This window comes from Streptococcus sp. SS-4456, assembly GCF_036680365.1.
Taxonomy (GTDB): Bacteria; Bacillota; Bacilli; order Lactobacillales; family Streptococcaceae; genus Streptococcus.
In genome coordinates this window covers 24,031-49,167 of record NZ_JAVIHI010000002.1, presented here as the reverse complement: position 1 = coordinate 49,167, position 25,137 = coordinate 24,031, and the positions used below count along the sequence as shown (strand labels likewise).

Here is a 25,137-nt window from a genome sequence, read left to right as displayed (position 1 = left end):
GTGAGTAAAGAAAATAAAAAACAAGTACAATCAGCTTCAACTCCTCCAGGTGGTTTTCGCGTCATCGCGCGGGAGTTCTTGAAGGATAGATTAGCTTTAGCTTCCTTGGTCATTTTGGTGACAGTTCTTTTGACTGTTTTCATCGGTGCCCTGGTCTTGGATCAAGAGCAAGTGATGAAAGTCAATCTTTTGGGACGTTACTTGGAACCTGGAGTTGATGGTTATATCTTGGGAACGGATGAAGGTGGTAAAGATATCTTTGGTCAGTTGATTATTGGTGCTCGAAACTCCATTGTTATCGGTTTTACTATTACCATTATTACAAGTATTGTTGGTATCTCGGTCGGATTGATTTCAGGCTATTATGGAGGTCGTTTGGATGGTTTCTTGATGCGGATTGTAGACTTCATTATGATTCTACCTGTTACTATGCTCATTATCGTTTTCGTAACGGTTATCAAAAACTATACCATTTATCACTTTATCCTAATCATGAGTGCCTTCTATTGGACAGCTAAGGCCCGCCTTTTCCGTACAAGAACCTTGTCAGAGGCGAGCTTGGATTATGTCAATGCATCCAAAACACTTGGAACAAGCGACTTTATGATCATGTTCCGTGAAATCTTGCCAAACTTGAGTTCTTTGATTATTGTCAACTTGACCCTCAACTTTGCAGGAAATATTGGTATCGAAACATCATTGACTTATCTAGGCTTCGGTCTTCCGTCGACAGTTCCAAGTTTGGGTACCTTGATTTCAAATGCCCGTAATGCAGACATCTTGGAAAACAAGACTTGGATTTGGTTGCCAGCAGCTATCTTTATCCTTGTTATGATGCTTTGTATCAACTATGTCGGTCAAGCCTTCCAACGTGCTGCCGATGCAAAACAACGTTTGGGTTAACAAACATATAAGGGTTCCTTCGGGAACTCTTTTTCTCTTCCTTTCAGCTGTCACAAGCTTGTCTTTTACAGAATACAGAAAATGTGGTAAAATGGAGTGATAAAACTATTTGAGGTAAGGAATTATGACTGTAAAAATCAATACAAAAGACGGCCAGATTGAATTGACTGATGACGTGATTGCCACAGTTGTCGGTGGTGCTACGACTGAGATTTTCGGTGTTGTTGGTATGGCTAGTAAGTCTGCGATTAAGGATAATTTTCAGGCCCTTTTACGCAAGGAAAATTACTCCAAAGGTGTTGTTATTAAGACCTTGGAAGATGGTCGCATTGCAGTCGATGTTTACACTGTTATGAGTTACGGTGTGAAAATCAGTGAAGTATCTCGCAATATCCAAGAACGTGTGAAATTCAACTTGGAAAATCAATTGGGTATCTCTGTTGATGCCGTTAATGTTTTTATCCAAAATATTAAAGTCGTAGGAGAATAATTGTGTCTAAAATTACAACAAGTTTATTTCAAGAAATGGTGCAGGCAGCATCTACTCGTCTGAATAAACAAGCCGAATATGTGAACTCATTAAACGTCTTTCCTGTTCCAGATGGAGATACGGGGACCAACATGGGGATGACCATTACAAATGGTGCCAAAGAAGTGGCGGATAAGCCAGCAAATACGGTTGGTGAAGTCGCTCAAATCTTGTCAAAAGGTTTGCTTATGGGTGCTCGCGGAAACTCTGGTGTTATTACGTCACAATTGTTCCGTGGCTTCGGTCAGTCTGTCAAGGGCAAGGTTGAATTGGACGGTAAGGACTTGGCACAGGCCTTCCAACATGGTGTAGAAGTGGCCTATAAGGCTGTAATGAAACCAGTTGAAGGAACTATCTTGACAGTTTCTCGTGGAGCTGCAACGGCGGCCCTTAAAAAAGCAGAAGAAACTGATGATGCGGTAGAAGTTATGCGCGCAACCCTTGAAGGTGCCAACCGTGCCCTCAAGAAAACTCCTGAAATGTTGCCAGTCTTGAAAGAGGTTGGAGTTGTCGATTCAGGTGGCCAAGGTCTGGTGTACATCTACGAAGGCTTCTTGTCAGCTTTGACAGGTGAGTACATTGCGTCGGAGGATTTTGAAGCGACACCAGCTGTTATGTCTGAAATGATCAACGCTGAGCACCACAAGTCAGTTGCAGGGCATGTAGCGACTGAAGATATTACCTTTGGTTATTGTACCGAAATCATGGTAGCTCTTCGTCAAGGTCCTACTTATGTTAAGGATTTTGATTATGAAGAATTCCGTAACTACCTCAACGATCTTGGGGATTCTCTCCTAGTTGTCAACGATGATGAAATCGTTAAAGTCCATGTCCATACGGAAGATCCAGGTTTGGTCATGCAGGCGGGTCTTCAATATGGTAGTTTGGTCAAGGTAAAAGTGGACAACATGCGTGAACAACATGAAGCGCAGGTTGAAAAAGAAGAAGCTTTCCAAAAACCAGCTGAACAAAAAGAATATGGCATTATCGCTGTTGCAGCAGGTGAGGGATTGACTGAAATCTTTAAGTCACAAGGTGTTGACTATGTGATTTCAGGTGGTCAGACTATGAACCCATCAACAGAAGATTTTGTCAATGCTATTGAATTGGTCAATGCCCGCAATGTCATCTTGTTGCCAAACAACAAAAATATCTTGATGGCTGCTCAGACGGCTGCTGAAGTTGCAGAAGTTGCAGTTAAGGTTGTGGAAACCAAGACTCTGCCACAAGGTTTTACTAGCTTGCTTGCCTTTGATCCAAGTCATGATTTGGAAAGTAACTTTGAAGCGATGACGGCATCTCTTGCAGAGGTGAAAAGCGGTAGCGTGACAACTGCAGTCCGTGACACAACCATCGATGGTCTTGAAATCCATGAAAATGACAACCTTGGTATGGTTGATGGCAAGATTGTAGTGTCCAATCCAGATATGATGGAAACACTTGTTGCTACCTTTGAGAAAATGTTGGACGAAGATAGCGAAATCGTAACTATATATATCGGTGAAGATGGTGATGAGGAACTCGCTCAAACTCTTGCTGAACAGCTAGAGGAACAATTTGAAGATGTCGAGGTTGAAATCCATCAAGGAAATCAACCGGTTTATCCATATCTTTTCAGCGTAGAATAAACGAAAATCGCAGGCCTAGGCTTGCGATTTTTTTCTGTCGATTTGTCTATAATTTCCAGTAGACCTATGACAAAGCCGATTGGCTATGGTATAATATCAGGTATGTATAGTCAAAATGAAAATGAATTGATTGCAATTGGTGAGCGAATTGGTAGGGCTTGTAAAGCCAATCAAGTGCTAGTCCTGTCGGGCGATTTAGGTGCAGGAAAGACCACTTTAACCAAGGGTTTGGCTAAGGGTTTGGACATTGACCAGATGATTAAAAGTCCGACTTATACCATTGTTCGTGAGTATGAAGGTCGAATGCCTCTCTACCATCTAGATGTCTATCGGATCGGTGACGATCCGGATTCTATTGATTTAGATGATTTTCTCTATGGTGGTGGTGTGACGGTTATCGAATGGGGTGAATTGTTGGATGCAAGCCTATTAGATGACTATTTGCTCGTTCGTATCGAGAAGGAAGAAGACGGTCGTCGTCTGACTTTTAAGGCTCATGGGGCTAAAAGTCAAGTATTGTCTGAGGAAATATAGAATGGCTGAAAAAGAAGTGTATTTTAGCGAGGCTGAGCCAACTGATGCGGTAGCCTTTATTGATTTTATGAACCAAGTGGCTAGCGAAACGGATTATCTGGTTATGGATGAGACAGGGTTTCGCTTTACTCCTGAAGAAATGGAAAGGATTTTTGAAGCGAGTATTGAAAATCCTGGTGAACTGTGCTTGCTGGCAAAAGTTGGTTCGGAGGTTATCGGTGCCATCTCAGTTAAGTCTTCTAGGCAGTTTCGGATCAGCCATATCGGGAATATTTTCATTGCGATAAAAAAAGATTACTGGGGACATGGTTTGGGGACCATTCTACTGAATGAGGTTATCGAGTGGGCTCAGGAAATGGAGGTCCTCAAGCGTCTGGAATTGACAGTTCAGGTCCGCAATCAAGCAGCAGTTCATTTATACCAGAAACTTGGCTTTAGAATTGAAGGTACTCAAGTAAGAGGAGCTAGAACAGATAAAGGAGAATGGCTTGACCTTTACTATATGGGTAGGCTAATTGGTGAATGATGACAATTGGAAAAAAAATAGTCTTAATGTCTTTGGCGATTATAGTTCTGACACTTGGAGCTGGATTTGCCTATGGGATTAGTTTGTTAAACTTTTCGACAGATGCGATTTCAAAAACCTTTAGGCAGTTAGATGGAGAAGAGGAAATTACGCCTATTGATGCAACGGAGCCTCTTACTATTCTCTTGATGGGGGTGGATATGGACCAAGCAACACGTGGTGGAGCTTGGGAAGAAGGGCGGAGTGATTCGATGATCTTGGTCACGGTAAATCCGCAGACAAAAGAAACCACTATGATGAGTTTGACTCGAGACATTATGGTGGAAATTGCTGAAGCCAATGGGGAATCGACAGGAACGGTAGAAAAACTTAACCACTCCTATAGCTACGGGCAGGCTCCTATGGCTATTGCTACTATTGAAAAAATGATGGATATCAACATTGATCGTTACATTGAAATCAATATGGATGGTCTAGTCGAGCTAGTTGATGCAGTAGGTGGGATTGAAGTCAATAATACACTAGGTTTCCCGATTTCCATTTCAGAGTATGAACCCGCTTATACATCCATTGTACCAACTGGTAAACGTCTGGTAAATGGTGATCAGGCTCTGGTCTATGCACGGATGCGTTACGACGATCCAGAAGGAGATATTGGTCGTCAACGCCGTCAGCGTGAGGTCATTACAGCTATTGTAAAGAAACTCTTGCAACTAGATGGTTTTACTCAGTACAAGAAGATTTTAACAGCTATTTCCAACAATATGCGGACCAATATTGAAATCAGCACGGCAACCATTCCAGAGTTGTTGGGTTATAAGGATTCGATTAGGAATTTACATTCCTATCAATTGAGAGGTCTGGATGAGCTAGTTGAGGAGGTTTACTACCAGTTGCCTCCGACCCAGCATTTATTGGAAATGCAAAATGTCTTGAGAACATCTATTGGTTTGGATGCTAAGACAGATCTTACAACCAATGTCAAGGTATATGAGGGACAGGTCGGTCTACCTAGCACCATCGATGTGTATAATGCTTTCACCGAACTTTTAGAGATTGAAGCAAATCCATTGGCAGAAGCGATTGATATAGAGGCTTTTACAGGGACATCTGCCAGCGATTTGCCAGAAGGGACTGCAAGTTCGCCAAACCTACCATCAAATTCTTCTGAACTAGAAGAAACTGAAACGACTGAAGTTGGAATAGAAATACAAACAGAAGAAGGACAATAAAAAATGAGGTTGGATTTCCAATCTCATTTTCTTTGTCCTATTTTTCTTCTTTGTTATATTTTGCCATTACTTTTTGGATTTCTTCCAGATTTCCTGTGATACTTTGCTGATAGACGCGGCTTTTGTATTGTAAATCATTTGCTAGGCTCTCTAGTGGCTCTTTGAAACTTTGGATAATGGCAAGTTGTTCCTGGATATTGCTTTTGCTTGCTTCCATATCAGTCATAATTTGCTTGGTATCCTTGACTTCTTTAGCAATTTTTTCTCGGTTGGAGATGGCCAGATAGGTAGCACTAGCGGCAGATAGGGCTAAGAGGAGGTTGCGAAGTTTCATCTTATTCTCCTAGATAGACTTCTTGAGCCAAATTGGCTAGGGCAGGAAAATCAGGTTCATTGACCTTAAATTGAATGTCCAGACCATCGTTCTTGTCAAAGCGAGGCAGGAGATGGATATGAGTGTGAAAAACTGTTTGTCCAGCTGCTTCTTCATTGTTGTTGACAATATTTAAACCGCTAGCGCCCAATTTTTCCTTCAGTTGACGGGCAATAGCTGGAACGGCAGTAAAGAGTTGTCCAGCTGCCTCGGCGTCCATATTTAAGACATTACGATAGTGTTTTTTTGGAATGACCAGGGTATGTCCCTTGGTGACCTGAGTAATGTCTAAAAAGGCAAGAACTTGGTCATCTTCATAGACCTTGGAAGCTGGGATTTCTCCAGCTACAATTTTACAAAAAATACAATCTGACATAATACGCCCTCTTTCTAGGATTTCTGTTATAATAATTATATCAAATTATAGGAATAAATGTATGTTAGAAGTTAAAAATGTCACAGGGGGCTATGTCAATATCCCTGTCTTGAAAGATGTTACCTTCACGGTTGAAAATGGTCAATTGGTCGGCTTGATTGGTCTAAATGGTGCTGGGAAATCAACGACTATCAAGGAAATCATCGGCCTCTTAACGCCTTATCAGGGGCAAATTTTGATTGATGGCCAAGGGCTAGCTCAGGCTCCTGAAATTTATCGGAAGAAGATTGGTTTTATCCCTGAAACACCTAGTTTATACGAGGAGTTGACGCTAAAAGAGCACTTGGAAGTGGTGGCAATGGCTTACGATTTGCCATGGGAAGAGGCTTGGGAGAGAGCAGAGAGATTGCTGAAAATCTTTCGTTTGGAAGAAAAGTTAGACTGGTATCCGGTCAACTTTTCCAAGGGCATGAAACAAAAGGTCATGATTATCTGTGCCTTCCTGGTAGAGCCGAGCTTGTTAATTGTTGATGAGCCATTTTTGGGTTTGGACCCAGTTGCCATTGCAGATTTGATTGCTCTCTTGGAAGAGGAAAGGGCAAAGGGGACTTCTATCCTTATGTCCACTCACGTTTTGGACTCGGCTGAAAAGATGTGTGATTCCTTTGTGATGTTGCATCAAGGACAGGTGAGGGCAAGTGGAAACTTAGCAGATTTGCAGTCCCAATTTGGTATGGAAGGTGCTAGTCTGAATGATATTTACCTAGCCTTGACCCAAGAAGGAGCGGTCGGATGAGAGCTTTGTTTCAAAAACGCAGACGAGATTTTCTAGAACGGTGTTCCAAGTATCTGCGCTATGTCTTGAATGATCATTTTGTCTTGGTGCTCATGGTTTTTCTGGGATTTTTGAGTTTGCAGTATCGACAACTCTTGATAACTTTTCCCAAAAATTCCTGGCCGATTACTTTAATTGTCCTTGCGGTCAGTTTCTTGATTTTGTTTTCAGGTAGAATGGCGACTTATTTGGAGGAAGCTGACCAAATTTTCCTATTAACTAGGGAGAAGGAAGTTTTAGAAGAATTGGTAGCTGCAAGTCGTCGTTCATTCATGCTTTGGTCTAGCTTGCAGGTCTTGGTCCAGCTTCTGCTCTTACCCATTTATCTGAAGCTGGGTTTGGAAATCTGGATGGTGGTTGTATATATAGTGGTCTTGCTTGTTGCCAAGTATTTTCTAGTAAAATACCAGCTAGCAACCTACCAGCAACAAGGTGTTTTGAACTGGTCAACAGCCATTCAGGATGAGCAGAAGAGAAAGCAAACTATCCTGCGCTTCTTTGCACTCTTTACGACCGTGAAAGGAATTAGTGCGACCGTCAAGCCAAGAAGGTATTTGGATGGTATTTTGCGGTTGGTCACTTCTCGTCAGACTTGGTTTAACTTGTATTTGCGGGCATTTTTACGGGCAGGGGATTATTTGGGTTTGACCCTGCGTTTAGTCTTTTTGGCCCTTCTATCCTTGATTGCTATTGAAGAGGCTTGGCTCTCTCTTGGTCTGGTTTTAGTATTTCATTATTTGCTCCTCTTTCAGCTGTTGGGGCTCTATAAGCACTATGATTACCAGTACCTAACTCAGCTTTATCCTTTGGATATAAAAGCTAAAGTGAAAGATTTTCAGCACTTGCTTCGGGTTATTTTATATGGGCTCTTAGTCGTGGAAACGGTAGTCGCTCTGCTATTTATCCAAGAAAAAATCATGGTAGCCATTTTACCAATCGTATCTATTTTTCTACATGAAGTTTATTTACCGATAAAATTGAAAAAAATTGATTGACTAAATAGCTGAAAATTAGTAAAATAGTAGGGAATTTTTTAAAGGAGGTAAGGCATGCAGTTTGATACCAGTGGGCTACAGTTACAGTCTATTGCAGGAAATAGTGGCAAAGCGTTTAAGGGCCTACGGTCAGACGGAACGCAAGTCTTTGTAAAGTATGAAATGCCTCCTATCGTGTCTGCACTGGCTCGCGAACAAATTACACCGCCTGTTTTGTCGGCAAATCGGGAGGTAGGAATGGGTCACCGTGTGGAGCAGGAATGGCTCAATGGTCGTACCTTGGAGCGTCAGGATATGACCAGTAAGCAGGTTCGCCAAATTTTAGTGCGGATGCATTTTTCGCGCATCTTGCTCAATCAGGCCTTGCAAATGAATTATACCTATCTAGAGCCTAAGGATTTGGTCCGTCGTTGGCAGGATGAAGTACCACCTATTTTACTTCAAAATTCTTACTTACAATCGGTTTGTCAGGATTTGTTGAACAATCTGCCAAGGTTCCGTCAGGAGCTAGCAACCTTTGTACATGGTGATTTGCACCATAGCAACTGGGTTGAAACAACTTCAGGTTTCATTTATTTGACGGATTGGGAAACAGCCTGTGTGACCGATCGTATGGTTGATGTGGCCTATATTTTGACCCACTATATTCCACGTCAGGCTTGGGAAGAATGGCTCCGTGATTACGGGTATAAGTATAATCAAACCGTCTTGAATAAGATTTATTGGTATGGTCAATTGGCCTACCTCAATCAAATTGCCAAGCATGTTGAAAGTTACAACACCTTGGCAGCTAATAGAGAAATTTACGCTCTGCGTCAATTCCGTCAGAGTTTTTATAGGGAAGTATGAGAGTTAGAAATCGTAAGGGGGCCGGTGAGCTCCTAGCAAACAATCCTCAGTATGTTATCTCCAATCCAGAGGAGTGTAAGGGGAAATGGGCAGAAATTTTCGGGAATGATAATCCCATTCATATTGAGGTTGGGTCTGGTAAAGGTCGATTTGTGACAGGCATGGCAGCACAAAATCCGGATATTAACTACATCGGTATTGATATTCAGATGACGGTTTTGAGCTATGCCCTGGACCGAGTGCTTGAAGCAGGTCTACCAAACATTAAACTCTTGCAGGTTGATGGATCTAGCTTGACCAACTATTTTGCCCCAGCGGAAATTGATCAGCTCTATCTAAATTTTTCTGATCCATGGCCAAAAAAACGCCATGAAAAACGCCGGTTGACTTATAAGTCTTTCTTGGATACCTACAAGGAAATCTTGCCTGATAATGGGGAAATTCATTTTAAGACGGACAACCGTGGGTTGTTTGAATACAGTCTGGCTAGCTTTTCACAATACGGTATGGTCTTGAAGCAGGTCTGGTTAGACCTTCATGCAGATGGTTTAGAAGGTAACGTTATGACAGAGTATGAGGAGAAATTCTCAAACAAGGGTCAGGTCGTCTATCGTGTGGAAGCAAGATTTTAATAAGATAAGCAAATAAGGAATCCAGATGGACTCCTTATTTTTATGTGATGAGATAGGTAACGTTTACAATTTCTATCCTTATCGTTTTCCTTTACAGGTGTTCGAAATTATGATAGAATACTGAGTAGAAATAAAGAGAAAAGGGGGTTGACATCAGTCAACCCTTTCCCTGTATGCAGATTGCAGCAGGTTAGAATTGTAAAAGGAGGTGCCTATGTCATCAATTGTTGATTTAGTCACGGCTACCATTGCACCAGCTATCCAGGCTCCCTATGAGTTGGTAGATGTGGAATATGGCAAAATGGGTGGTGACTATGTCCTGTCTATTTTTATTGATAAAGAAGGGGGGATTTCCCTTCAAGATACGGCAGATTTATCAGAAGTCATTAGTCCGCTTTTGGATACCATTCAGCCGGATCCCTTCCCAGAGCAGTATATGCTTGAAGTGACCAGTCCAGGTTTGGAACGTCCCTTGAAGACAGCGGATGCAGTTACCCAGGCTGTTGGGAAATACATCCATGTCAAGCTCTATCAGGCTATTGACAAAGTCAAGATTTTTGAAGGAACTCTTCTGTCATTTGATGGAACAGACTTGGTTATGGAGTACATGGATAAGACCCGTAAAAAAGAAGTGACCATTCCATATTCAACAGTAGCTAAGGCACGTTTGGCCGTTAAAATTTAAGTGTAAGAAAGGACCTTTTGACATCAAAAGGAAATCAAAATGAGTAGAGAAATGCTAGAAGCCTTCCGTATTTTAGAGGAAGACATGGGTATTAACAAGGCGGATATTATCGATGCAGTGACAGAATCACTTCGTTCTGCTTATAAGCGCCGCTATGGACAAGCTGAGTCAGCAGTTATCGAGTTTGATGAGAAGAAGGCTGATTTCCACGTATATACTGTCCGTGAAGTAGTGGATGAGGTCTTTGATAGCCGTTTGGAAATCAGCCTCAAGGATGCCTTGGCCATCTCAACTGCTTATGAAATGGGTGATAAAATCAAATTCCCAGAAGATCCGGCAGAATTTGGTCGCGTAGCTGCCCAATCAGCTAAGCAAACCATCATGGAAAAGATGCGCAAACAAAAGCGTGCCATTACCTTCAATACCTACAAGCAACATGAAAATGAGATTATGTCAGGTACGGTAGAGCGTTTTGATAATCGCTTTATCTATGTCAACCTTGGTACGATTGAAGCACAATTGTCAAAACAGGATCAAATTCCTGGTGAGGTTTTCCAATCACATGATCGTATTGAAGTCTATGTTTACAAGGTAGAAGACAATGGTCGTGGGGTGAACGTATTTGTCAGCCGTAGCCATCCAGAAATGATCAAACGTCTCATGGAACAGGAAATTCCTGAAGTATATGATGGAACTGTTGAAATCATGAGTGTTGCCCGTGAAGCTGGTGATCGTACGAAAGTGGCTGTCCGTAGTCATAATCCAAACGTAGATGCCATCGGTACAATCGTTGGCCGTGGTGGTTCAAATATCAAGAAAATCACTAGCAAGTTCCACCCAGCTCGTTACGATGCTAAAAATGACCGCATGATTCCGACTGAGGAGAATATCGATGTCATCGAGTGGGTAGCAGATGAAGCGGAATTTATCTACAATGCCCTTGCACCTGCTGAAGTTGACCAAGTGTTGTTTGACACAGAAGATGGCAAGCATGCCACTGTTGTTGTGCCAGATGATAAATTGTCCTTGGCAATCGGTCGTCGTGGTCAGAACGTTCGTTTGGCAGCCCATTTGACAGGATTCCGTATCGATATCAAGTCAGCATCAGAATACGAAGCATTTGAAGCTGAGCAATATGCAACAGAAGAGCTTGTAGAAGAAGTCGCGGAAGAATTTACAGAAGAACAAGAATAGAACAAAAGGAGCAACCATGGCAAAAGCTAGAAAAATACCCTTGCGCAAGTCTGTGGTGTCCGGTGAAATCATCGACAAACGGGATTTGCTCCGTATTGTAAAAAATAAAGAAGGTCAAGTATTTATCGATCCAACAGGCAAGGCAAATGGTCGCGGAGCTTATATCAAGCTAGATAATGTTGAAGCTGCTCAAGCTAAAAAGCGTCGTGTCTTTGACCGTTCATTTAGCATGGAAGTAGCTGAAGAGTTCTACGATGAATTGATTGCCTATGTTGATCACAAGGTCAAGAGGAGAGAACTTGGACTGGAATAAGAAACAGAAAATCTTAAATTTATTGGGGTTGGCTCAACGGGCAGGTCGCTTGGTTTCAGGTGAGGATCTGGTTGTTGAAGCTATTCAAAAAGGGCAGGCGAAATTGGTTTTTTTGGCTGATGACGCTGCTGGAAATTTAAGTAAAAAAGTAACAGATAAAAGTCATACCTATCAAGTAGAAGTTGTAACAGTGTTTTCAACACTGGAATTGAGTGCAGCTGTCGGCAAGGCTAGAAAGGTTCTTGCAGTGACAGACGCTGGATTTACAAAGAAGATGAGGTCTATTATGGAATAGAACAGGAGGACAAGGCATTGTCTAAGAAGAGATTGAATGAAATTGCCCGAGAATTAGGCGTAAGCAGCAAGGAAGTTGTTGCTAAGGCTCAAGAATTGGGTTTTGAAGTCAAAAGCCATGCTTCAAGTGTAGATGAAGCAAGTGCTAAACGCTTGGCTGATAGCTTTGCTAAGAAAGCAGAAGTTCCAAAACCAGTAGAGAAGGTTCAGTCTGTTGAGAAACCGACTGAAAGCAAGGCTCCAGTGGTGAAGGAAGAAGTTCCTGCTCCAGCTACCAAGGAAGAACCGAAGGCAGTTGCTCCAGCAGCACCACACCGCCCTCAGAGCCGTAACTTTAAGGCAGAACGGGAAGCACGTGCCAAGGAGCAGGCAGCCAAACGTGCTCAAGGTAAAGGTGGACAAAATAAACATGGTCAAGACCGTCGTGAAAACCGACAGCAAGGCCAAGGCCGTCCAACTAACGAACGAAATGATCGTCGTGACAACCGACGTGAACAAGGTGTAGATAAACGCAAGGATAATCGTTTTGGCGACCGTCGCGACAATCGTGATAGTCGTCGTCAAGACAATCGACCTGCTCAATCAGCACGTTTTGAGCAAAAAGAGGTTGCAAAACCAGCAGCTCCTAAGATTGACTTCAAAGCGCGTGCAGCAGCCTTAAAAGCAGAGCAAAATGCAGAATATGCTCGCAATAGCGAGGAACGATTCCGTCAGGCACAAGAAGCGAAAAAGCAACCGAAAAAACCAAAGGAAATCAAGTTTGAAGAACCGGTGATTGAAAGCAAGCCACTTGCGACATCAACACCTGTTGCAACAGTACCTGAAAAGGTCTCAGAAACCTCTGTAGATACCCGTCGTAAGAAACAAGCTCGACCAGACAAGAAACGTGACTTTAATAGTGACGAAGAAGATGGTCCACGGAAACAACAAAGAAATCGAAATAGTCAAAATCAAGTGAGAAATCAAAGAAATAGTAACTGGAATAACAACAAGAAAAACAAAAAAGGCAAGAGTAACCAACCTGTCAAGCCAGCAACTGAACGCAAGTTCCACGAATTGCCAACAGAATTTGAATACACAGCTGGCATGACCGTTGCAGAAATTGCAAAACGGATCAAGCGTGAGCCTGCTGAAATCGTCAAGAAACTCTTTCTCATGGGAGTTATGGCAACTCAGAACCAATCTCTAGATGGCGACACCATCGAACTCCTTATGGTTGATTATGGTATTGAAGCCAAGGAAAAAGTAGAGGTTGATAACGCAGATATCGAACGTTTCTTTGTAGAAGAGGGCTACCTCAATGAAGAAGAAATGGTTGAGCGTCCACCTGTTGTGACCATCATGGGACACGTTGACCACGGTAAGACAACCCTTTTGGATACTCTTCGTAACTCGCGTGTTGCAACAGGCGAAGCGGGTGGTATCACTCAGCATATTGGTGCCTACCAAATCGAAGAAAATGGAAAGAAGATTACCTTCTTGGATACGCCTGGACACGCGGCCTTTACATCCATGCGTGCCCGTGGTGCTTCTGTGACCGACTTGACGATCCTGGTCGTTGCAGCAGATGATGGTGTTATGCCACAGACTATTGAAGCAATCAACCACTCCAAAGCAGCTAATGTGCCAATCATTGTTGCTATCAACAAGATTGACAAACCAGGTGCAAACCCAGAACGTGTCATCGGTGAGTTGGCTGAACATGGCGTTATCTCAACTGCTTGGGGTGGTGAGTCTGAATTCGTAGAAATTTCTGCTAAATTCAACCAAAATATCGATGAATTATTGGAAACAGTCCTTCTTGTAGCTGAAATTCAAGAACTCAAGGCAGACCCAACTGTACGTGCAATCGGTACGGTTATCGAAGCTCACTTGGACAAAGGTAAAGGTGCGGTTGCGACCCTCCTTGTTCAACAAGGTACGCTCAATGTTCAAGACCCAATCGTTGTCGGAAATACCTTTGGTCGTGTTCGTGCCATGACAAATGACCTTGGTCGTCGTGTCAAGGTGGCTGGTCCATCAACCCCTATTTCTATCACAGGTTTGAATGAAGCTCCGATGGCGGGTGACCATTTCGCAGTTTATGAGGATGAAAAATCTGCGCGTGCAGCTGGTGAAGAGCGTGCCAAACGTGCCCTTCTTAGACAGCGTCAAGCAACGCAACGAGTTAGCCTTGAAAACCTCTTTGATACTCTTAAAGCAGGTGAAGTTAAGTCAGTTAATGTGATCATTAAGGCTGACGTACAGGGTTCTGTTGAAGCACTTGCTTCATCCCTTCAAAAAATTGAAGTGGAAGGCGTGCGCGTCAATATCGTTCACTCTGCAGTAGGTGCTATCAACGAGTCTGATATTACACTTGCAGAAGCATCAAATGCCCTTGTAATTGGTTTCAACGTACGTCCAACTGCTGAGGCTCGTAATCAAGCAGAAGCAGATGATGTAGAAGTTCGCCTCCATAGCATCATCTACAAGGTGATTGAAGAGATGGAAGATGCCATGAAAGGGATGTTGGATCCTGAGTACGAAGAAAAAATCATCGGTGAAGCGATCATCCGTGAAACCTTCAAGGTGTCTAAAGTCGGAACAATCGGTGGTTTCATGGTCGTACGTGGTAAGGTTACCCGTGATTCAAGTGTTCGTGTTATTCGTGATGGCGTTGTTATCTTCGATGGTAAATTGGGAAGCTTGAAGCGCTATAAGGATGACGTGAAAGAAGTCGGTAACGCCCAAGAAGGTGGTTTGATGATTGAAAACTACAACGACATCCGTGTAGATGATACCATCGAAGCCTACATCATGGAAGAAATTAAGAAATAACAGCTCTTTAAAAAGCAAGGGTGTCAAGGGAACTGAGATATTTGTTCTACCGAAGCCCTCTTATGAAACAATGTTAAGCTGAGGAAACTCAGCTTTTCTATCATTCGAGAAAGGAGATAATATGGCAAACCATTTTCGAACAGACCGTGTTGGGATGGAAATCAAGCGTGAAGTCAATGAGATTTTGCAAAAGAAAATTCGCGATCCCCGTGTACAAGGTGTGACCATCACTGATGTACAGATGGTCGGAGATTTGTCTATGGCAAAGGTTTACTATACGATTATGAGTAACCTGGCTTCTGACAACCAAAAAGCTCAAACAGGTCTTGAAAAAGCAACAGGAACCATTAAGAGAGAACTAGGTCGCAAGCTGACCCTCTATAAAATTCCTGATTTGGTCTTTGAAAAAGACCAATCCATTGAGTACGGCAACAAAATTGACCAAATGTTGCGTGCCCTTGAGCAAAAAGATTAAGATAGGAAAGTCGGATGGCAACATTCGGCTTTTTACGTTGGAAAGTTTTTGTGTAGCCTGCTCAAACTATTTTGGGAATAGGGAAATGGAGTTATTCATACGTCTAAGTATCTTACCTTAGTTTTTCATTTACTGTTTCCTTGTCTAACCAGTTATGTCTGCTATCGTTGCCTAGTAGTAAAAGACCTTAATAAAAATGAACGGCAGAACTACAAATATGGTATAATGATATCGTATCGATGTCAGTTATGCTAAAAATTTTTTATTTGCTTTAACAGAATTTCAAAAGGAGAATATCATGAAAACATATTTGACTAGGTTGTTGCTTCTTTCTACTGTATGTTTGCTGGTAGCATGTCAAGGCGGTCAGGTGCCAAAAGTGAGTAGTCCTAGCTCTACTTCCTCTAATCAGATTGCGACCAGTTCTAGCCCATCATCTTCTGTAGCCACTTTCTCTAGTTCAAGTAAGCAAGAGATTTCGACGACTGAGATAAGCATGCCAATTGCCTACCAATCTATTCTCGAGCGCTACAAGGATAGTCTAGGCCAGACCGCTGAAGTTCTTTCTCAAGATGAAGTTAGCAGTCATCTAACCTTGTTGACAAATCAAACTTATGAATATAGCGGACTATTTTATAGTTTGTATGATATCAATCATGATGGAGCAGAGGAGCTGCTCTTGGCTTTGGACAAGTCAGGAGAGTATGTCTTAATTGATCTTTATACTCAGCTTGCTGGTGAAGACTTGCGCTTGGTGGACAATTTCCGAAACATTGGGTTTGAGATTGGTCCAGATGCTCGCCTCTATCCCTTGCAGGATGGGACTTATCTTTTTGAAGCAGAGGGTGTTTTCCGAATCTATCAGTATCAGACTATGATTCCAGGATTGAAGAGGATTTCAGAGGATACTAGCAGGCCGGAAACTGCTACTTTACTTGATTTGACAAGCTTAACTTGGACCAAATTGGAAAAATAATAGTTTTCAGGGCTGGATTACCAGTCCTTTTTGCTGATTTTCTGAAAAAATACTTTAAGTTTTCTTTTGGCTATCTTTAATCTTTCTTTTAGGAATGAGGAGTAAACTAAGAGCATATCAGGAAGGCAAGCGAACTTCCTAAAGAAAGAAAAGGAATTTACATTATGAAAACAAATCTTAAAAAACTTCTTTACTCTGGTGTCACTCTTATGAGTTTAGGTGTCTTGGCCGCTTGTTCGACAGCTTCAAGTTCTACAACAACATCAAGTTCAGCAACAACTAGTCAAACAAATGTCGCTTCAACCACAAGCAACGGAAACTCATCGACTTCGAGTACTTCTTCAATTGACTGGTCAGCCCTTCCAACAAAAGAAGTAACACTCTCAAATGATGGTTTGAACATTACAGAAGGTGGTACATATATCCTAACCGGGTCAACTACCGCAGGTGTGACAGTTGAAACAGATGCCAATGTCCGTATCGTTTTAGCAGGTGCAGAAATCTCAAGTTCAGATACTGCTGCTATCAATGTCATTCAGGCTGGTAGTGTTGAATTGGAAATCAAAGACGGAACTAGTAATACTGTAAAAGATACTAGCAACCACTCAGATACAAACATTGAAGGTGCTATCCATGTTGAAGCAGATTTGACTATTACTGGTAATGGAAGTCTAACAGTTGAAGCAAACTTCCAAGACGGTATTGTTTCAACGGATGACATGGTTGTCAATGCAGGCAATATCAAAGTAACAGCAGTTGATGACGGTATACGAGGGAAAGATTCGATGACTGTCAATGGTGGAGCCATTGATGTAACTGCAGGTGGTGATGGTATCAAGTCAACAAACGACACGGATACAACAAAAGGTTATACAACGATTACTGGTGGTGCTATCACTGTGAAGGCAGGTGATGATGCCATCAAAGCAGAAACCGCACTGACAATTGATGGAGGCACGATTACTGTTCCAGAATCAGCAGAAGCTATGGAAGGAACGAATATTACCATCAATGGTGGGACATTAGATGTCTACGGTTCAGATGATGCTATCAATGCGGCAAGTACAATTTCATCTGACATCTTTATCAAAGTGACTGGTGGTGATTTGAAAGTTGCAGTAGGTAGTGGAGATACTGATGCTTTTGATGCCAATGGTGATATCTATGTATCAGGTGGTACCGTTGATGTGACAGCTCCAACATCAGCCTTTGACTTTGACGGAACTGCTGAATTGACAGGTGGTACAGTAACTGTTAATGGCCAACAAATTAGCCAGATTGTAGCAACTGGTCCTGGCGGTGGCTGGTAAAAAACTGAATATAGGATAAGAAAAAGGTCTGAGTTGAGCAACTCAGACCTTTCGTTTTCTATCCATATTTGGGAGGTTAATCTTATACTTGATGACCAAGAGTCGAATAATCAGACTAATAGAAAAAATACTAATAAAAATGGGAATTTGTGGTAATTGCCAATCGACAATACAAAGGTGGTAGAGAAGGCCAGAAAAGAAGGCTAGCACAGCATATACATCTTCTTTCAGAACGATGGGTGTTTCATTAACCAGTAAATCGCGGGCAATCCCCCCTCCTACACCTGTTAGAGCGGCCAAGATGCCAGTTGTCATGGCGTTTAGTTGAAGATCAACTCCAGTATTGGCACCGATAAGGGCAAAGATGGCTAGTCCGATGGCATCAAAGACCAGATTGGTCTGGGAAAGTAAAATAATCATTTTTTTATCCAGTGGCTGGTCTTGCTTCATATTGATGACAATCACATACATGATAATGGCTACACCGATAGAAAGGTAGATAGCCTTGGGATCTGTTAAGGCAGCTGGGATATGATTGGCCATGGTATCACGAATGATACCGCCGCCCACAGCTGTGATGATACTGAGTAGACAGATACCAAAAATATCTAGTTTCTTATTGAATCCCTTGACAGCACCTGAAACAGCGAAAGCGATTGTACCGATATAGTTGCAAATGATAAGAAATAAATCAAATTCCATAGGCACCTCCATCTATATAATAACAAAAAGAAAAAAGGCTGACAAGTCTGTTCAAAAGTTTGTGAAATAAAAAACAAATGAAAAAACAAAAAGTGAAGCAGTAGTAAAAAATAGCAGGAAAATCAGTGTTTTCACGAAATTTTCGGTAAATAAGAAAACGGTTCAAATACTTGCCATTTGTGAAATATTGGTCTATCATAGTACAGAAAGAGAAAAAACCTTTGGAGGAAATTATGGTATCTATCTCAAAAGAACAACACTTGGATATGTTTCTAAAAATGCAACAAATCCGTGATGTTGACATGAAATTGAATAAATTGGTGCGTCGTGGCTTCGTACAAGGTATGACTCACTTCTCAGTTGGTGAAGAAGCTGCGGCCGTTGGACCAATCGCTGGTTTGACAGAGCAAGACATCATCTTCTCACACCACCGTGGTCACGGTCACGTTATTGCAAAAGGTATTGATATCAACGGTATGATGGCAGAGCTTGCTGGTAAAGCAACAGGTACATCTAAAGGCCGTGGTGGTTCTATGCACTTGGCCAACGTTGAAAAAGGAAACTTTGGTTCAAACGGTATCGTAGGTGGTGGTTATGCCCTTGCAGTAGGTGCAGCCCTTACGCAACAATACCTCGGTACAGATAATATCGTTATCGCCTTCTCAGGTGATTCAGCTACTAACGAAGGTTCCTTCCATGAGTCAATGAACTTGGCAGCTGTTTGGAATTTGCCAGTTATCTTCTTTATCACTAACAACCGTTACGGTATTTCAACTGACATTTCTTATTCTACTAAGATTCCTCACCTCTACCAACGTGCTGCTGCATACGGTATGCCAGGTCACTATGTTGAAGATGGAAACGACGTTATTGCCGTTTATGAGAAAATGCAAGAAGTTATTGAGTATGTTCGTGCAGGTAACGGACCAGCCATGGTCGAAGTTGAATCATACCGCTGGTTTGGTCACTCAACTGCTGACGCAGGTGTTTACCGTACAAAAGAAGAGGTAAACGAGTGGAAAGCAAAAGACCCACTTAAGAAATACCGCAAATACTTGACAGAGAACAAGATTGCGACTGATGAAGAATTGGATGCTATCGAAGCACAAGTTGCAGAACAAGTAGAAGCATCTGTGAAATTCGCACAAGAAAGCCCAGATCCAGACATCTCAGTAGCTTACGAAGACGTGTTTGTAGACTAACGTAAGAAGTTTGACTAAGCTCTAAAGAAGCAAGTCAAACTAGGGTAGCTCGAGTAGCTATGACGTTTGATTACTAATGAAGTAATTGATTGTTTTCTATATTTTACTTGTTACAGTAAAGATAAATTGATATAAATTAGGAGTAAAAAATGGCTGAAACAAAAGTAATGGCCTTGCGTGAAGCGATTAACTTGGCTCAAAGCGAAGAAATGCGTAAGGATGAAAAAGTATTCTTGATGGGTGAAGACGTCGGTATCTACGGCGGAGACTTCGGTACATCTGTTGGTATGTTGGATGAATTTGGTCCAAAACGCGTTCGCGACACGCCTATCTCTGAGGCTGCAATCGCTGGTTCTGCGGTTGGTGCGGCTCAAACTGGCCTTCGTCCAATCGTTGACTTGACCTTCATGGACTTCGTGACAATTGCACTTGACGCGATTGTTAACCAAGCTGCCAAAACTAACTACATGTTTGGTGGTGGTTTGAAGACACCTGTAACCTTCCGTGTAGCATCAGGTTCTGGTATCGGTTCTGCTGCCCAGCACTCACAATCACTTGAAGCATGGTTGACCCACATCCCAGGTATCAAGGTTGTCGCACCTGGTACAGCTAACGATGCAAAAGGTCTTTTGAAATCATCTATCCTTGATAACAACCCAGTTATCTTCTTGGAGCCAAAAGCTCTTTACGGTAAAAAAGAAGAAGTGAACTTGGACCCAGATTTCTACATTCCACTTGGTAAAGGTGAAATCAAACGTGAAGGTACAGATGTAACCATTATTTCATACGGTCGTATGTTGGAACGTGCCTTGAAAGCTGCTGAAGAAGTAGCTGCTGAAGGTATCAGCGTAGAAGTAGTTGACCCACGTACCCTTATCCCATTGGATAAAGAATTGATCATCGAATCTGTTAAGAAAACTGGTAAGGTTATCTTGGTCAACGATGCTTACAAAACAGGTGGTTTCATCGGTGAAATCGCATCAATCATCACAGAAAGCGAAGCCTTTGATTACTTGGATGCACCAATCATCCGTATCGCTTCAGACGATGTACCAGTTCCTTACGCAAACATTCTTGAAAACGCAGTATTGCCAAACGTAGAGAAAATCAAAGCGGCAATCTATAAGCAAGTAAACAAGGGTTAAGAAAGAATGGAAGGACGGGTAACCGTCCTAGCCCTGTTTGAAAGAATGTAACCTAGAATTGAGCCGACTTAGTGAATAAGTCTGGTTTAGTGGTTATGTAAGAAACTGAAAGAAAGGAATTGACCCCGTCCGGAAAACTAGGAGAAAAGATAAATCGCTAAGAAATCAGGATTTTCTATTTTTCAATCGTTTTCTGTTCGGACTTGGTATCTTAAAAATGGCTATTGAAATCATTATGCCTAAGCTCGGTGTGGACATGCAAGAAGGTGAAATCATCGAGTGGAAAAAACAAGAGGGCGATTTCGTCAACGAAGGCGATGTCATCTTGGAAATGATGTCTGACAAGACCAGCATGGAGCTAGAAGCAGAAGAGTCAGGCGTCCTATTAAAAATTGTTCATGGAAACGGTGCTACCGTCCCTGTTACTGAAGTCATTGCTTACTTGGGTGCTGAAGGCGAAACGGTTGAAGCAGGAGCTTCATCTGCTCCAGTTACTCCAGCTGCAGCCATCGAAGAAGTACCTGCAGGTCGCACGCCTGTTATTGTTGCTCCGGCAGCTGCTGCCAAACCACAAGGTGGTGGCAAGGTTCGTGCGACTCCAGCAGCACGTAAATTGGCGCGTGAGCTTGGTATTGACTTAGGACTTGTGCCAGGAACTGGTGCAAATGGCCGTGTCCACAAGGCTGACGTTGAAGACTTCAAGGGAGCAGCTCCAAAAGCAAGTCCGCTTGCAGCCCGTATTGCAGCAGACCAAGGTGTTGATTTGTCAACCCTTACAGGTTCAGGTGTCAATGGTAAGATTGTCAAGGACGACGTTCTGGCAGTACTTGCTCCTGCAGCTGTAGAAACTGCTGCTCCAGCACCGAAGGCTGAAGAGAAACCAGCTAAAGAATTGCCAGAAGGCGTTGAAATCATCAAGATGAGCCCAATGCGTAAGGCGATTTCAAAAGGTATGGTCAACTCTTACTTGACAGCTCCAACCTTTACGCTTAACTACGATATCGACATGACCAACCTCATGGCACTTCGTAAGCAAGTCCTTGAACCAATCATGAACAAGACTGGTTTGAAAGTAACATTTACTGACTTGATCGGTCTTGCAGTGGTTCGTACCTTGATGAAGGAAGAACACCGCTATATGAATGCATCTTTAATTAACGATGCACAAGAAATCGAGTTGCACAAGTTTGTCAACCTCGGTATCGCGGTAGGTTTGGATGAAGGCTTGGTGGTACCAGTTGTTCATGGTGCCGATAAGATGAGCTTGTCTGACTTCGTGGTGGCTTCAAAAGATGTCATCAAGAAGGCTCAATCTGGTAAGTTGAAGGGGGCTGAAATGTCAGGTTCTACCTTCTCTATCACCAACTTGGGTATGTTTGGTACTAAAACCTTTAACCCAATCATCAACCAACCAAACTCAGCCATCCTTGGTGTTGCAGCTACTGTTCAAACACCAGTTGTTATTGACGGTGAGATCAAGATCCGTCCAATCATGGCACTCTGCTTGACCATTGACCACCGTATCGTTGACGGTATGAATGGTGCTAAGTTCATGGTTGACTTGAAGAACTTGCTGGAAAACCCATTGGAATTGTTGATCTGATAAGGTTTCCATTGGTTTAAACTAGAGAATTAGATTTCTGAATAGAAAATAAAGAAAGGATGTAGAACGAGTTCGTGACATTTGAACACGAACTAAATGCTTCGGAATTTAGATAGTCCGCCTTGGATGCAAGCATCCTGTGTTGGACTCCTAAAATTCTGTCGCATTTGACGTTCTTTGTATCATAACTATGGCAATTGAAATTATTATGCCGAAACTTGGTGTAGATATGCAAGAAGGCGAAATCATCGAGTGGAAAAAACAAGAGGGTGATTTTGTCAACGAAGGTGATGTTATCTTGGAGATGATGTCAGATAAGACAAGTATGGAATTGGAAGCGGAAGAGTCAGGTGTTCTCTTGAAAATCGTTCACGGTAACGGTGCAACAGTTCCTGTAACAGAAGTCATTGCTTACCTTGGAGCAGAAGGTGAAACAGTTGAAGTAGGTAGCGCACCTGCTCCAGCTGAAGTTGCTCAAGCAACTGCTGATTTGAAAGCAGCTGGTTTGGAAGTACCTGCAGCTCCTGCAGCAGCTCCACAAGCTCCTAAGGCTGAATTGGCGGCTGACGAGTATGACATGGTTGTTGTCGGTGGTGGTCCTGCTGGTTACTACGCTGCCATTCGCGGTGCTCAATTAGGCGGTAAAATCGCTATCGTTGAGAAATCAGAATTTGGCGGTACCTGCTTGAACAAGGGTTGTATCCCAACTAAGACCTACCTTAAAAACGCTGAAATTCTTGACGGCTTGAAGATTGCGGCTGAGCGTGGTATCAACCTTGCTTCAACCAACTACACAGTTGATATGGACAAGACTGTTGACTTCAAGAACAAGGTTGTGAAGACCTTGACAGGCGGTGTAGCAGGTCTCTTGAAAGCTAACAAAGTAACCATCTTCAACGGCCTTGGTCAAGTAAACCCTGACAAGACTGTTGTTATCGGCGACAAGGTTATCAAAGGTCGCAGCATCGTTCTTGCGACAGGTTCGAAAGTATCCCGCATCAACATCCCAGGTATCGATTCTAAGTTGGTATTGACGTCTGATGATATTCTTGACTTGCGTGAAATTCCTAAGTCACTCACTGTTATGGGTGGTGGCGTAGTCGGTGTAGAACTTGGTTTGGTTTACGCATCATACGGTACAGAAGTAACAGTTGTTGAGATGGCAGACCGTATCATTCCAGGTATGGACCGCGAAGTGTCTGTTGAATTGCAAAAAGTCCTTTCTAAGAAAGGTATGAAATTCTTGACCTCTGTTGGTGTATCTGAAATTGTAGAAGCCAACAACCAGTTGACCATCAAGTTGAACGACGGCTCAGAAATCGTTTCTGAAAAAGCCCTTCTTTCAATCGGACGTGTACCACAATTGGCTGGTCTTGAAAATCTTAACCTTGAATTGGACCGCGGTCGTATCAAGGTTAACGAATACCAAGAAACATCTATCCCTGGTATCTACGCACCAGGTGATGTCAACGGTACTAAGATGTTGGCACACGCTGCTTACCGCATGGGTGAAGTGGCAGCTGAAAATGCGATCCACGGTAACCACCACAAAGCTAAATTGGACTTCACACCAGCAGCGGTTTACACACACCCAGAAATAGCGATGGTTGGTTTGACAGAAGACCAAGCTATCGAGAAATATGGTAAAGAAAACATCCTTATCGGTCGCAACAGCTTCACTGGTAACGGTCGTGCCATCGCTTCTAACGAAGCACATGGTTTTGTAAAAGTTATCGCTGAGAAGAAATACCATGAAATTCTTGGTGTTCACATCATCGGTCCAGTGGCAGCTGAAATGATCAACGAAGCAGCAACTATCATGGAGTCTGAGTTGACAGTTGACGATGTGGCAGCATCTATCCACGGTCACCCAACCTTCTCAGAAGTTATGTATGAAGCCTTCCTCGATGTGCTTGGTGTTGCAATCCACAACCCACCAAAACGCAAATAATCAGATAAGCAAAAAGAAAGTCGATTGGCTTTCTTTAGCATGTTCATAGGATAGTATCATTCTTTCGCAGTTTTCGACTGTTTTTTGATAGAAAAACAGACTATACTTGTAGTAGAAAAATAGTAAGGAGAATATAGTGTGCGCAAGATAATTTTTTTAGATGTGGATGGAACCTTGGTTGACTATCATAATCGGATTCCAGAATCTGCCATTCGTGCCATTCGACAGGCCAGAGAGAATGGGCACTTGGTTTATGTCTGTACAGGTCGAAGTCGGGCGGAAATGCAACCAGAACTATGGGAGATTGGTCTTGACGGAATGATTGGTGGCAACGGCTCTTATGTCGAGCATCAAGGACAGGTGGTCATGCATCAGGTTATTTCAAAAGATGATAGCCGAGCGATTGTAGACTGGCTTCACGAACGTGGTTTGGAATTTTATCTGGAAAGCAACAACGGGCTCTTTGCCAGTGAGAATTTCCGTGAACGTGCTCGTGAAACCCTGCGGATATATTCCATGAACAAAGGGAAAACTGCCGAAGAGGTTGCCAATCAAGAAGTAGAAGATGTCATACACGGGATAGTGTTTGATGGAGAATTGTATCGAGATGATTTGAATAAAGTCAGTTTTCTACTCGACTCCTACCAGGATCATTTGGACTCCAAAGAAGCCTTTCCGCAACTGGTTGCAAACACCTGGGGAGGCCGTGGCGAGACAGCACTATTTGGTGATTTAGGTGTCAAAGACATCAACAAAGCCCACGCCATCTCAGTTTTGTTGGATCACATAGGTGCAAACCAAGTGGATACCATCGCTTTTGGGGATGCTAAAATTGATATTCCCATGCTGAACTATTGTGCTACTGGTGTTGCTATGGGAAATGGCGGAGCAGAAATCTTGGCTATGGCAGATATGATTACTGACGATGTCGAAGAAAACGGCCTCTACAATGCCTTTGAAAAATTGGGTTTGTTGTGAGTCACTAGTTTGAGAACGAGTGTTTAAAGGTATTGCAAAACCGCTAACAATTTGATAAGATAAGAGTAGGATTGTTACTG

Annotated in this window: 26 protein-coding genes; 23 read left to right on the top strand and 3 right to left on the bottom strand. The window is 42.6% G+C overall.

Going from position 1 to position 25,137, the window contains the following annotated elements; genetic code table 11:
* The 6 genes from RFK25_RS00875 to RFK25_RS00850 all read left to right on the top strand — a co-directional run bounded on the left by RFK25_RS00875 (position 1) and on the right by RFK25_RS00850 (position 5,352).
* Positions 1-903 carry an ABC transporter permease gene (locus RFK25_RS00875; RefSeq protein ID WP_105118296.1) on the top strand — a complete coding sequence of 301 codons (903 nt, stop codon included), beginning with the start codon at positions 1-3 and terminating at the stop codon, positions 901-903.
* A 124-nt stretch (positions 904-1,027) separates the two neighbouring features.
* The gene (locus tag RFK25_RS00870; RefSeq protein WP_002939192.1) at positions 1,028-1,393 is read left to right on the top strand and encodes an Asp23/Gls24 family envelope stress response protein; all 366 of its coding nucleotides are present in this window, start codon (positions 1,028-1,030) and stop codon (positions 1,391-1,393) included.
* Between the two features lie 2 nt (positions 1,394-1,395).
* Entirely contained in the window at positions 1,396-3,060 is a 1,665-nt protein-coding gene (locus tag RFK25_RS00865; protein ID WP_332410739.1) for a DAK2 domain-containing protein, read from the top strand.
* A gap of 102 nt (positions 3,061-3,162) precedes the next feature.
* Positions 3,163-3,594, top strand: a complete 432-nt coding sequence (gene tsaE / locus RFK25_RS00860; RefSeq protein ID WP_332410854.1) for a tRNA (adenosine(37)-N6)-threonylcarbamoyltransferase complex ATPase subunit type 1 TsaE — start codon at positions 3,163-3,165, stop codon at positions 3,592-3,594.
* A gap of 1 nt (position 3,595) precedes the next feature.
* Positions 3,596-4,120: a GNAT family N-acetyltransferase gene (locus RFK25_RS00855; RefSeq protein WP_332410738.1), complete on the top strand. Its 525-nt coding sequence runs from the start codon at positions 3,596-3,598 to the stop codon at positions 4,118-4,120.
* Positions 4,120-5,352, top strand: a complete 1,233-nt coding sequence (locus RFK25_RS00850) for an LCP family protein (RefSeq protein ID WP_332410737.1) — start codon at positions 4,120-4,122, stop codon at positions 5,350-5,352. Before RFK25_RS00855 ends, RFK25_RS00850 begins: the two co-directional genes overlap by 1 nt.
* 37 nt (positions 5,353-5,389) lie before the next feature.
* On the opposite strand, the gene RFK25_RS00845 is transcribed toward RFK25_RS00850, so the two are convergent.
* Together RFK25_RS00845 and RFK25_RS00840 are read right to left on the bottom strand one after the other, a co-directional pair.
* Complete coding sequence (locus RFK25_RS00845; RefSeq protein WP_332410736.1) at positions 5,390-5,686, bottom strand: chemotaxis protein; 297 nt, start codon at positions 5,684-5,686, stop codon at positions 5,390-5,392.
* A 1-nt stretch (position 5,687) separates the two neighbouring features.
* Positions 5,688-6,101 (bottom strand): HIT family protein, encoded by a 414-nt coding sequence (locus RFK25_RS00840; protein ID WP_332410734.1) that lies wholly within the window; start codon positions 6,099-6,101, stop codon positions 5,688-5,690.
* A gap of 61 nt (positions 6,102-6,162) precedes the next feature.
* Between RFK25_RS00840 and RFK25_RS00835 the strand changes: the two genes are divergently transcribed.
* The 12 genes from RFK25_RS00835 (at position 6,163) to RFK25_RS00780 (ending at position 17,476) form a co-directional block, all read left to right on the top strand.
* The gene (locus tag RFK25_RS00835) at positions 6,163-6,897 is read left to right on the top strand and encodes an ABC transporter ATP-binding protein (RefSeq protein ID WP_332410732.1); all 735 of its coding nucleotides are present in this window, start codon (positions 6,163-6,165) and stop codon (positions 6,895-6,897) included.
* Entirely contained in the window at positions 6,894-7,931 is a 1,038-nt protein-coding gene (locus RFK25_RS00830; protein WP_332410731.1) for an ABC transporter permease, read from the top strand. Before RFK25_RS00835 ends, RFK25_RS00830 begins: the two co-directional genes overlap by 4 nt.
* Before the next feature lie 54 nt (positions 7,932-7,985).
* Entirely contained in the window at positions 7,986-8,780 is a 795-nt protein-coding gene (gene ccrZ, locus RFK25_RS00825; protein ID WP_332410730.1) for a cell cycle regulator CcrZ, read from the top strand.
* Positions 8,777-9,412, top strand: coding sequence for a tRNA (guanosine(46)-N7)-methyltransferase TrmB (gene trmB / locus RFK25_RS00820; protein WP_332410729.1), 636 nt, complete (start codon positions 8,777-8,779; stop codon positions 9,410-9,412). Before ccrZ ends, trmB begins: the two co-directional genes overlap by 4 nt.
* Before the next feature lie 214 nt (positions 9,413-9,626).
* Complete coding sequence (gene rimP, locus RFK25_RS00815; RefSeq protein WP_172022657.1) at positions 9,627-10,097, top strand: ribosome maturation factor RimP; 471 nt, start codon at positions 9,627-9,629, stop codon at positions 10,095-10,097.
* A 39-nt stretch (positions 10,098-10,136) separates the two neighbouring features.
* On the top strand, positions 10,137-11,291 hold the full coding sequence (nusA, locus tag RFK25_RS00810) for a transcription termination factor NusA (protein ID WP_332410728.1): 1,155 nt from the start codon (positions 10,137-10,139) through the stop codon (positions 11,289-11,291).
* A gap of 16 nt (positions 11,292-11,307) precedes the next feature.
* Entirely contained in the window at positions 11,308-11,604 is a 297-nt protein-coding gene (gene rnpM, locus RFK25_RS00805) for an RNase P modulator RnpM (RefSeq protein WP_172022661.1), read from the top strand.
* Positions 11,591-11,899: a YlxQ-related RNA-binding protein gene (locus RFK25_RS00800; protein WP_024418495.1), complete on the top strand. Its 309-nt coding sequence runs from the start codon at positions 11,591-11,593 to the stop codon at positions 11,897-11,899. Before rnpM ends, RFK25_RS00800 begins: the two co-directional genes overlap by 14 nt.
* A gap of 17 nt (positions 11,900-11,916) precedes the next feature.
* Positions 11,917-14,715 (top strand): translation initiation factor IF-2, encoded by a 2,799-nt coding sequence (gene infB, locus RFK25_RS00795; RefSeq protein ID WP_332410722.1) that lies wholly within the window; start codon positions 11,917-11,919, stop codon positions 14,713-14,715.
* 121 nt (positions 14,716-14,836) lie between these two features.
* Positions 14,837-15,190 carry a 30S ribosome-binding factor RbfA gene (gene rbfA, locus RFK25_RS00790; RefSeq protein WP_332410721.1) on the top strand — a complete coding sequence of 118 codons (354 nt, stop codon included), beginning with the start codon at positions 14,837-14,839 and terminating at the stop codon, positions 15,188-15,190.
* Between the two features lie 298 nt (positions 15,191-15,488).
* Positions 15,489-16,166, top strand: coding sequence for a colicin lysis protein (locus RFK25_RS00785; RefSeq protein ID WP_332410720.1), 678 nt, complete (start codon positions 15,489-15,491; stop codon positions 16,164-16,166).
* Positions 16,167-16,330: 164 nt separating this feature from the next.
* Entirely contained in the window at positions 16,331-17,476 is a 1,146-nt protein-coding gene (locus RFK25_RS00780) for a carbohydrate-binding domain-containing protein (RefSeq protein WP_332410718.1), read from the top strand.
* A 42-nt stretch (positions 17,477-17,518) separates the two neighbouring features.
* On the opposite strand, the gene RFK25_RS00775 is transcribed toward RFK25_RS00780, so the two are convergent.
* The gene (locus tag RFK25_RS00775; protein ID WP_105118280.1) at positions 17,519-18,178 is read right to left on the bottom strand and encodes a trimeric intracellular cation channel family protein; all 660 of its coding nucleotides are present in this window, start codon (positions 18,176-18,178) and stop codon (positions 17,519-17,521) included.
* Between the two features lie 233 nt (positions 18,179-18,411).
* Between RFK25_RS00775 and RFK25_RS00770 the strand changes: the two genes are divergently transcribed.
* The 5 genes from RFK25_RS00770 to RFK25_RS00750 all read left to right on the top strand — a co-directional run bounded on the left by RFK25_RS00770 (position 18,412) and on the right by RFK25_RS00750 (position 25,057).
* Entirely contained in the window at positions 18,412-19,380 is a 969-nt protein-coding gene (locus RFK25_RS00770; RefSeq protein WP_002942391.1) for a thiamine pyrophosphate-dependent dehydrogenase E1 component subunit alpha, read from the top strand.
* A 149-nt stretch (positions 19,381-19,529) separates the two neighbouring features.
* The gene (locus tag RFK25_RS00765; protein ID WP_014638601.1) at positions 19,530-20,525 is read left to right on the top strand and encodes an alpha-ketoacid dehydrogenase subunit beta; all 996 of its coding nucleotides are present in this window, start codon (positions 19,530-19,532) and stop codon (positions 20,523-20,525) included.
* A gap of 217 nt (positions 20,526-20,742) precedes the next feature.
* Complete coding sequence (locus RFK25_RS00760; RefSeq protein ID WP_332410716.1) at positions 20,743-22,128, top strand: dihydrolipoamide acetyltransferase; 1,386 nt, start codon at positions 20,743-20,745, stop codon at positions 22,126-22,128.
* Positions 22,129-22,318: 190 nt separating this feature from the next.
* A complete protein-coding gene (gene lpdA, locus RFK25_RS00755; protein ID WP_332410714.1) occupies positions 22,319-24,079 on the top strand; it encodes a dihydrolipoyl dehydrogenase in 1,761 nt (586 codons plus the stop codon).
* A 138-nt stretch (positions 24,080-24,217) separates the two neighbouring features.
* The gene (locus RFK25_RS00750) at positions 24,218-25,057 is read left to right on the top strand and encodes an HAD family hydrolase (protein ID WP_171999726.1); all 840 of its coding nucleotides are present in this window, start codon (positions 24,218-24,220) and stop codon (positions 25,055-25,057) included.
* Positions 25,058-25,137 lie beyond the last annotated feature (80 nt).

Coding starts and splice junctions, on each gene's coding strand:
- nusA (WP_332410728.1), top strand. CDS start 10,137: ATGAGTAGAGAAATGCTAGAAGCCTTCCGTATTTTAGAGGAAGACATG.
- tsaE (WP_332410854.1), top strand. CDS start 3,163: ATGTATAGTCAAAATGAAAATGAATTGATTGCAATTGGTGAGCGAATT.
- RFK25_RS00765 (WP_014638601.1), top strand. CDS start 19,530: ATGGCTGAAACAAAAGTAATGGCCTTGCGTGAAGCGATTAACTTGGCT.
- RFK25_RS00840 (WP_332410734.1), bottom strand. CDS start 6,101: ATGTCAGATTGTATTTTTTGTAAAATTGTAGCTGGAGAAATCCCAGCT.
- RFK25_RS00770 (WP_002942391.1), top strand. CDS start 18,412: ATGGTATCTATCTCAAAAGAACAACACTTGGATATGTTTCTAAAAATG.
- RFK25_RS00850 (WP_332410737.1), top strand. CDS start 4,120: ATGACAATTGGAAAAAAAATAGTCTTAATGTCTTTGGCGATTATAGTT.
- RFK25_RS00775 (WP_105118280.1), bottom strand. CDS start 18,178: ATGGAATTTGATTTATTTCTTATCATTTGCAACTATATCGGTACAATC.
- rnpM (WP_172022661.1), top strand. CDS start 11,308: ATGGCAAAAGCTAGAAAAATACCCTTGCGCAAGTCTGTGGTGTCCGGT.
- RFK25_RS00830 (WP_332410731.1), top strand. CDS start 6,894: ATGAGAGCTTTGTTTCAAAAACGCAGACGAGATTTTCTAGAACGGTGT.
- ccrZ (WP_332410730.1), top strand. CDS start 7,986: ATGCAGTTTGATACCAGTGGGCTACAGTTACAGTCTATTGCAGGAAAT.
- RFK25_RS00760 (WP_332410716.1), top strand. CDS start 20,743: ATGGCTATTGAAATCATTATGCCTAAGCTCGGTGTGGACATGCAAGAA.
- RFK25_RS00855 (WP_332410738.1), top strand. CDS start 3,596: ATGGCTGAAAAAGAAGTGTATTTTAGCGAGGCTGAGCCAACTGATGCG.
- lpdA (WP_332410714.1), top strand. CDS start 22,319: ATGGCAATTGAAATTATTATGCCGAAACTTGGTGTAGATATGCAAGAA.
- RFK25_RS00780 (WP_332410718.1), top strand. CDS start 16,331: ATGAAAACAAATCTTAAAAAACTTCTTTACTCTGGTGTCACTCTTATG.
- RFK25_RS00785 (WP_332410720.1), top strand. CDS start 15,489: ATGAAAACATATTTGACTAGGTTGTTGCTTCTTTCTACTGTATGTTTG.
- rbfA (WP_332410721.1), top strand. CDS start 14,837: ATGGCAAACCATTTTCGAACAGACCGTGTTGGGATGGAAATCAAGCGT.
- trmB (WP_332410729.1), top strand. CDS start 8,777: ATGAGAGTTAGAAATCGTAAGGGGGCCGGTGAGCTCCTAGCAAACAAT.
- rimP (WP_172022657.1), top strand. CDS start 9,627: ATGTCATCAATTGTTGATTTAGTCACGGCTACCATTGCACCAGCTATC.
- RFK25_RS00845 (WP_332410736.1), bottom strand. CDS start 5,686: ATGAAACTTCGCAACCTCCTCTTAGCCCTATCTGCCGCTAGTGCTACC.
- RFK25_RS00870 (WP_002939192.1), top strand. CDS start 1,028: ATGACTGTAAAAATCAATACAAAAGACGGCCAGATTGAATTGACTGAT.
- RFK25_RS00835 (WP_332410732.1), top strand. CDS start 6,163: ATGTTAGAAGTTAAAAATGTCACAGGGGGCTATGTCAATATCCCTGTC.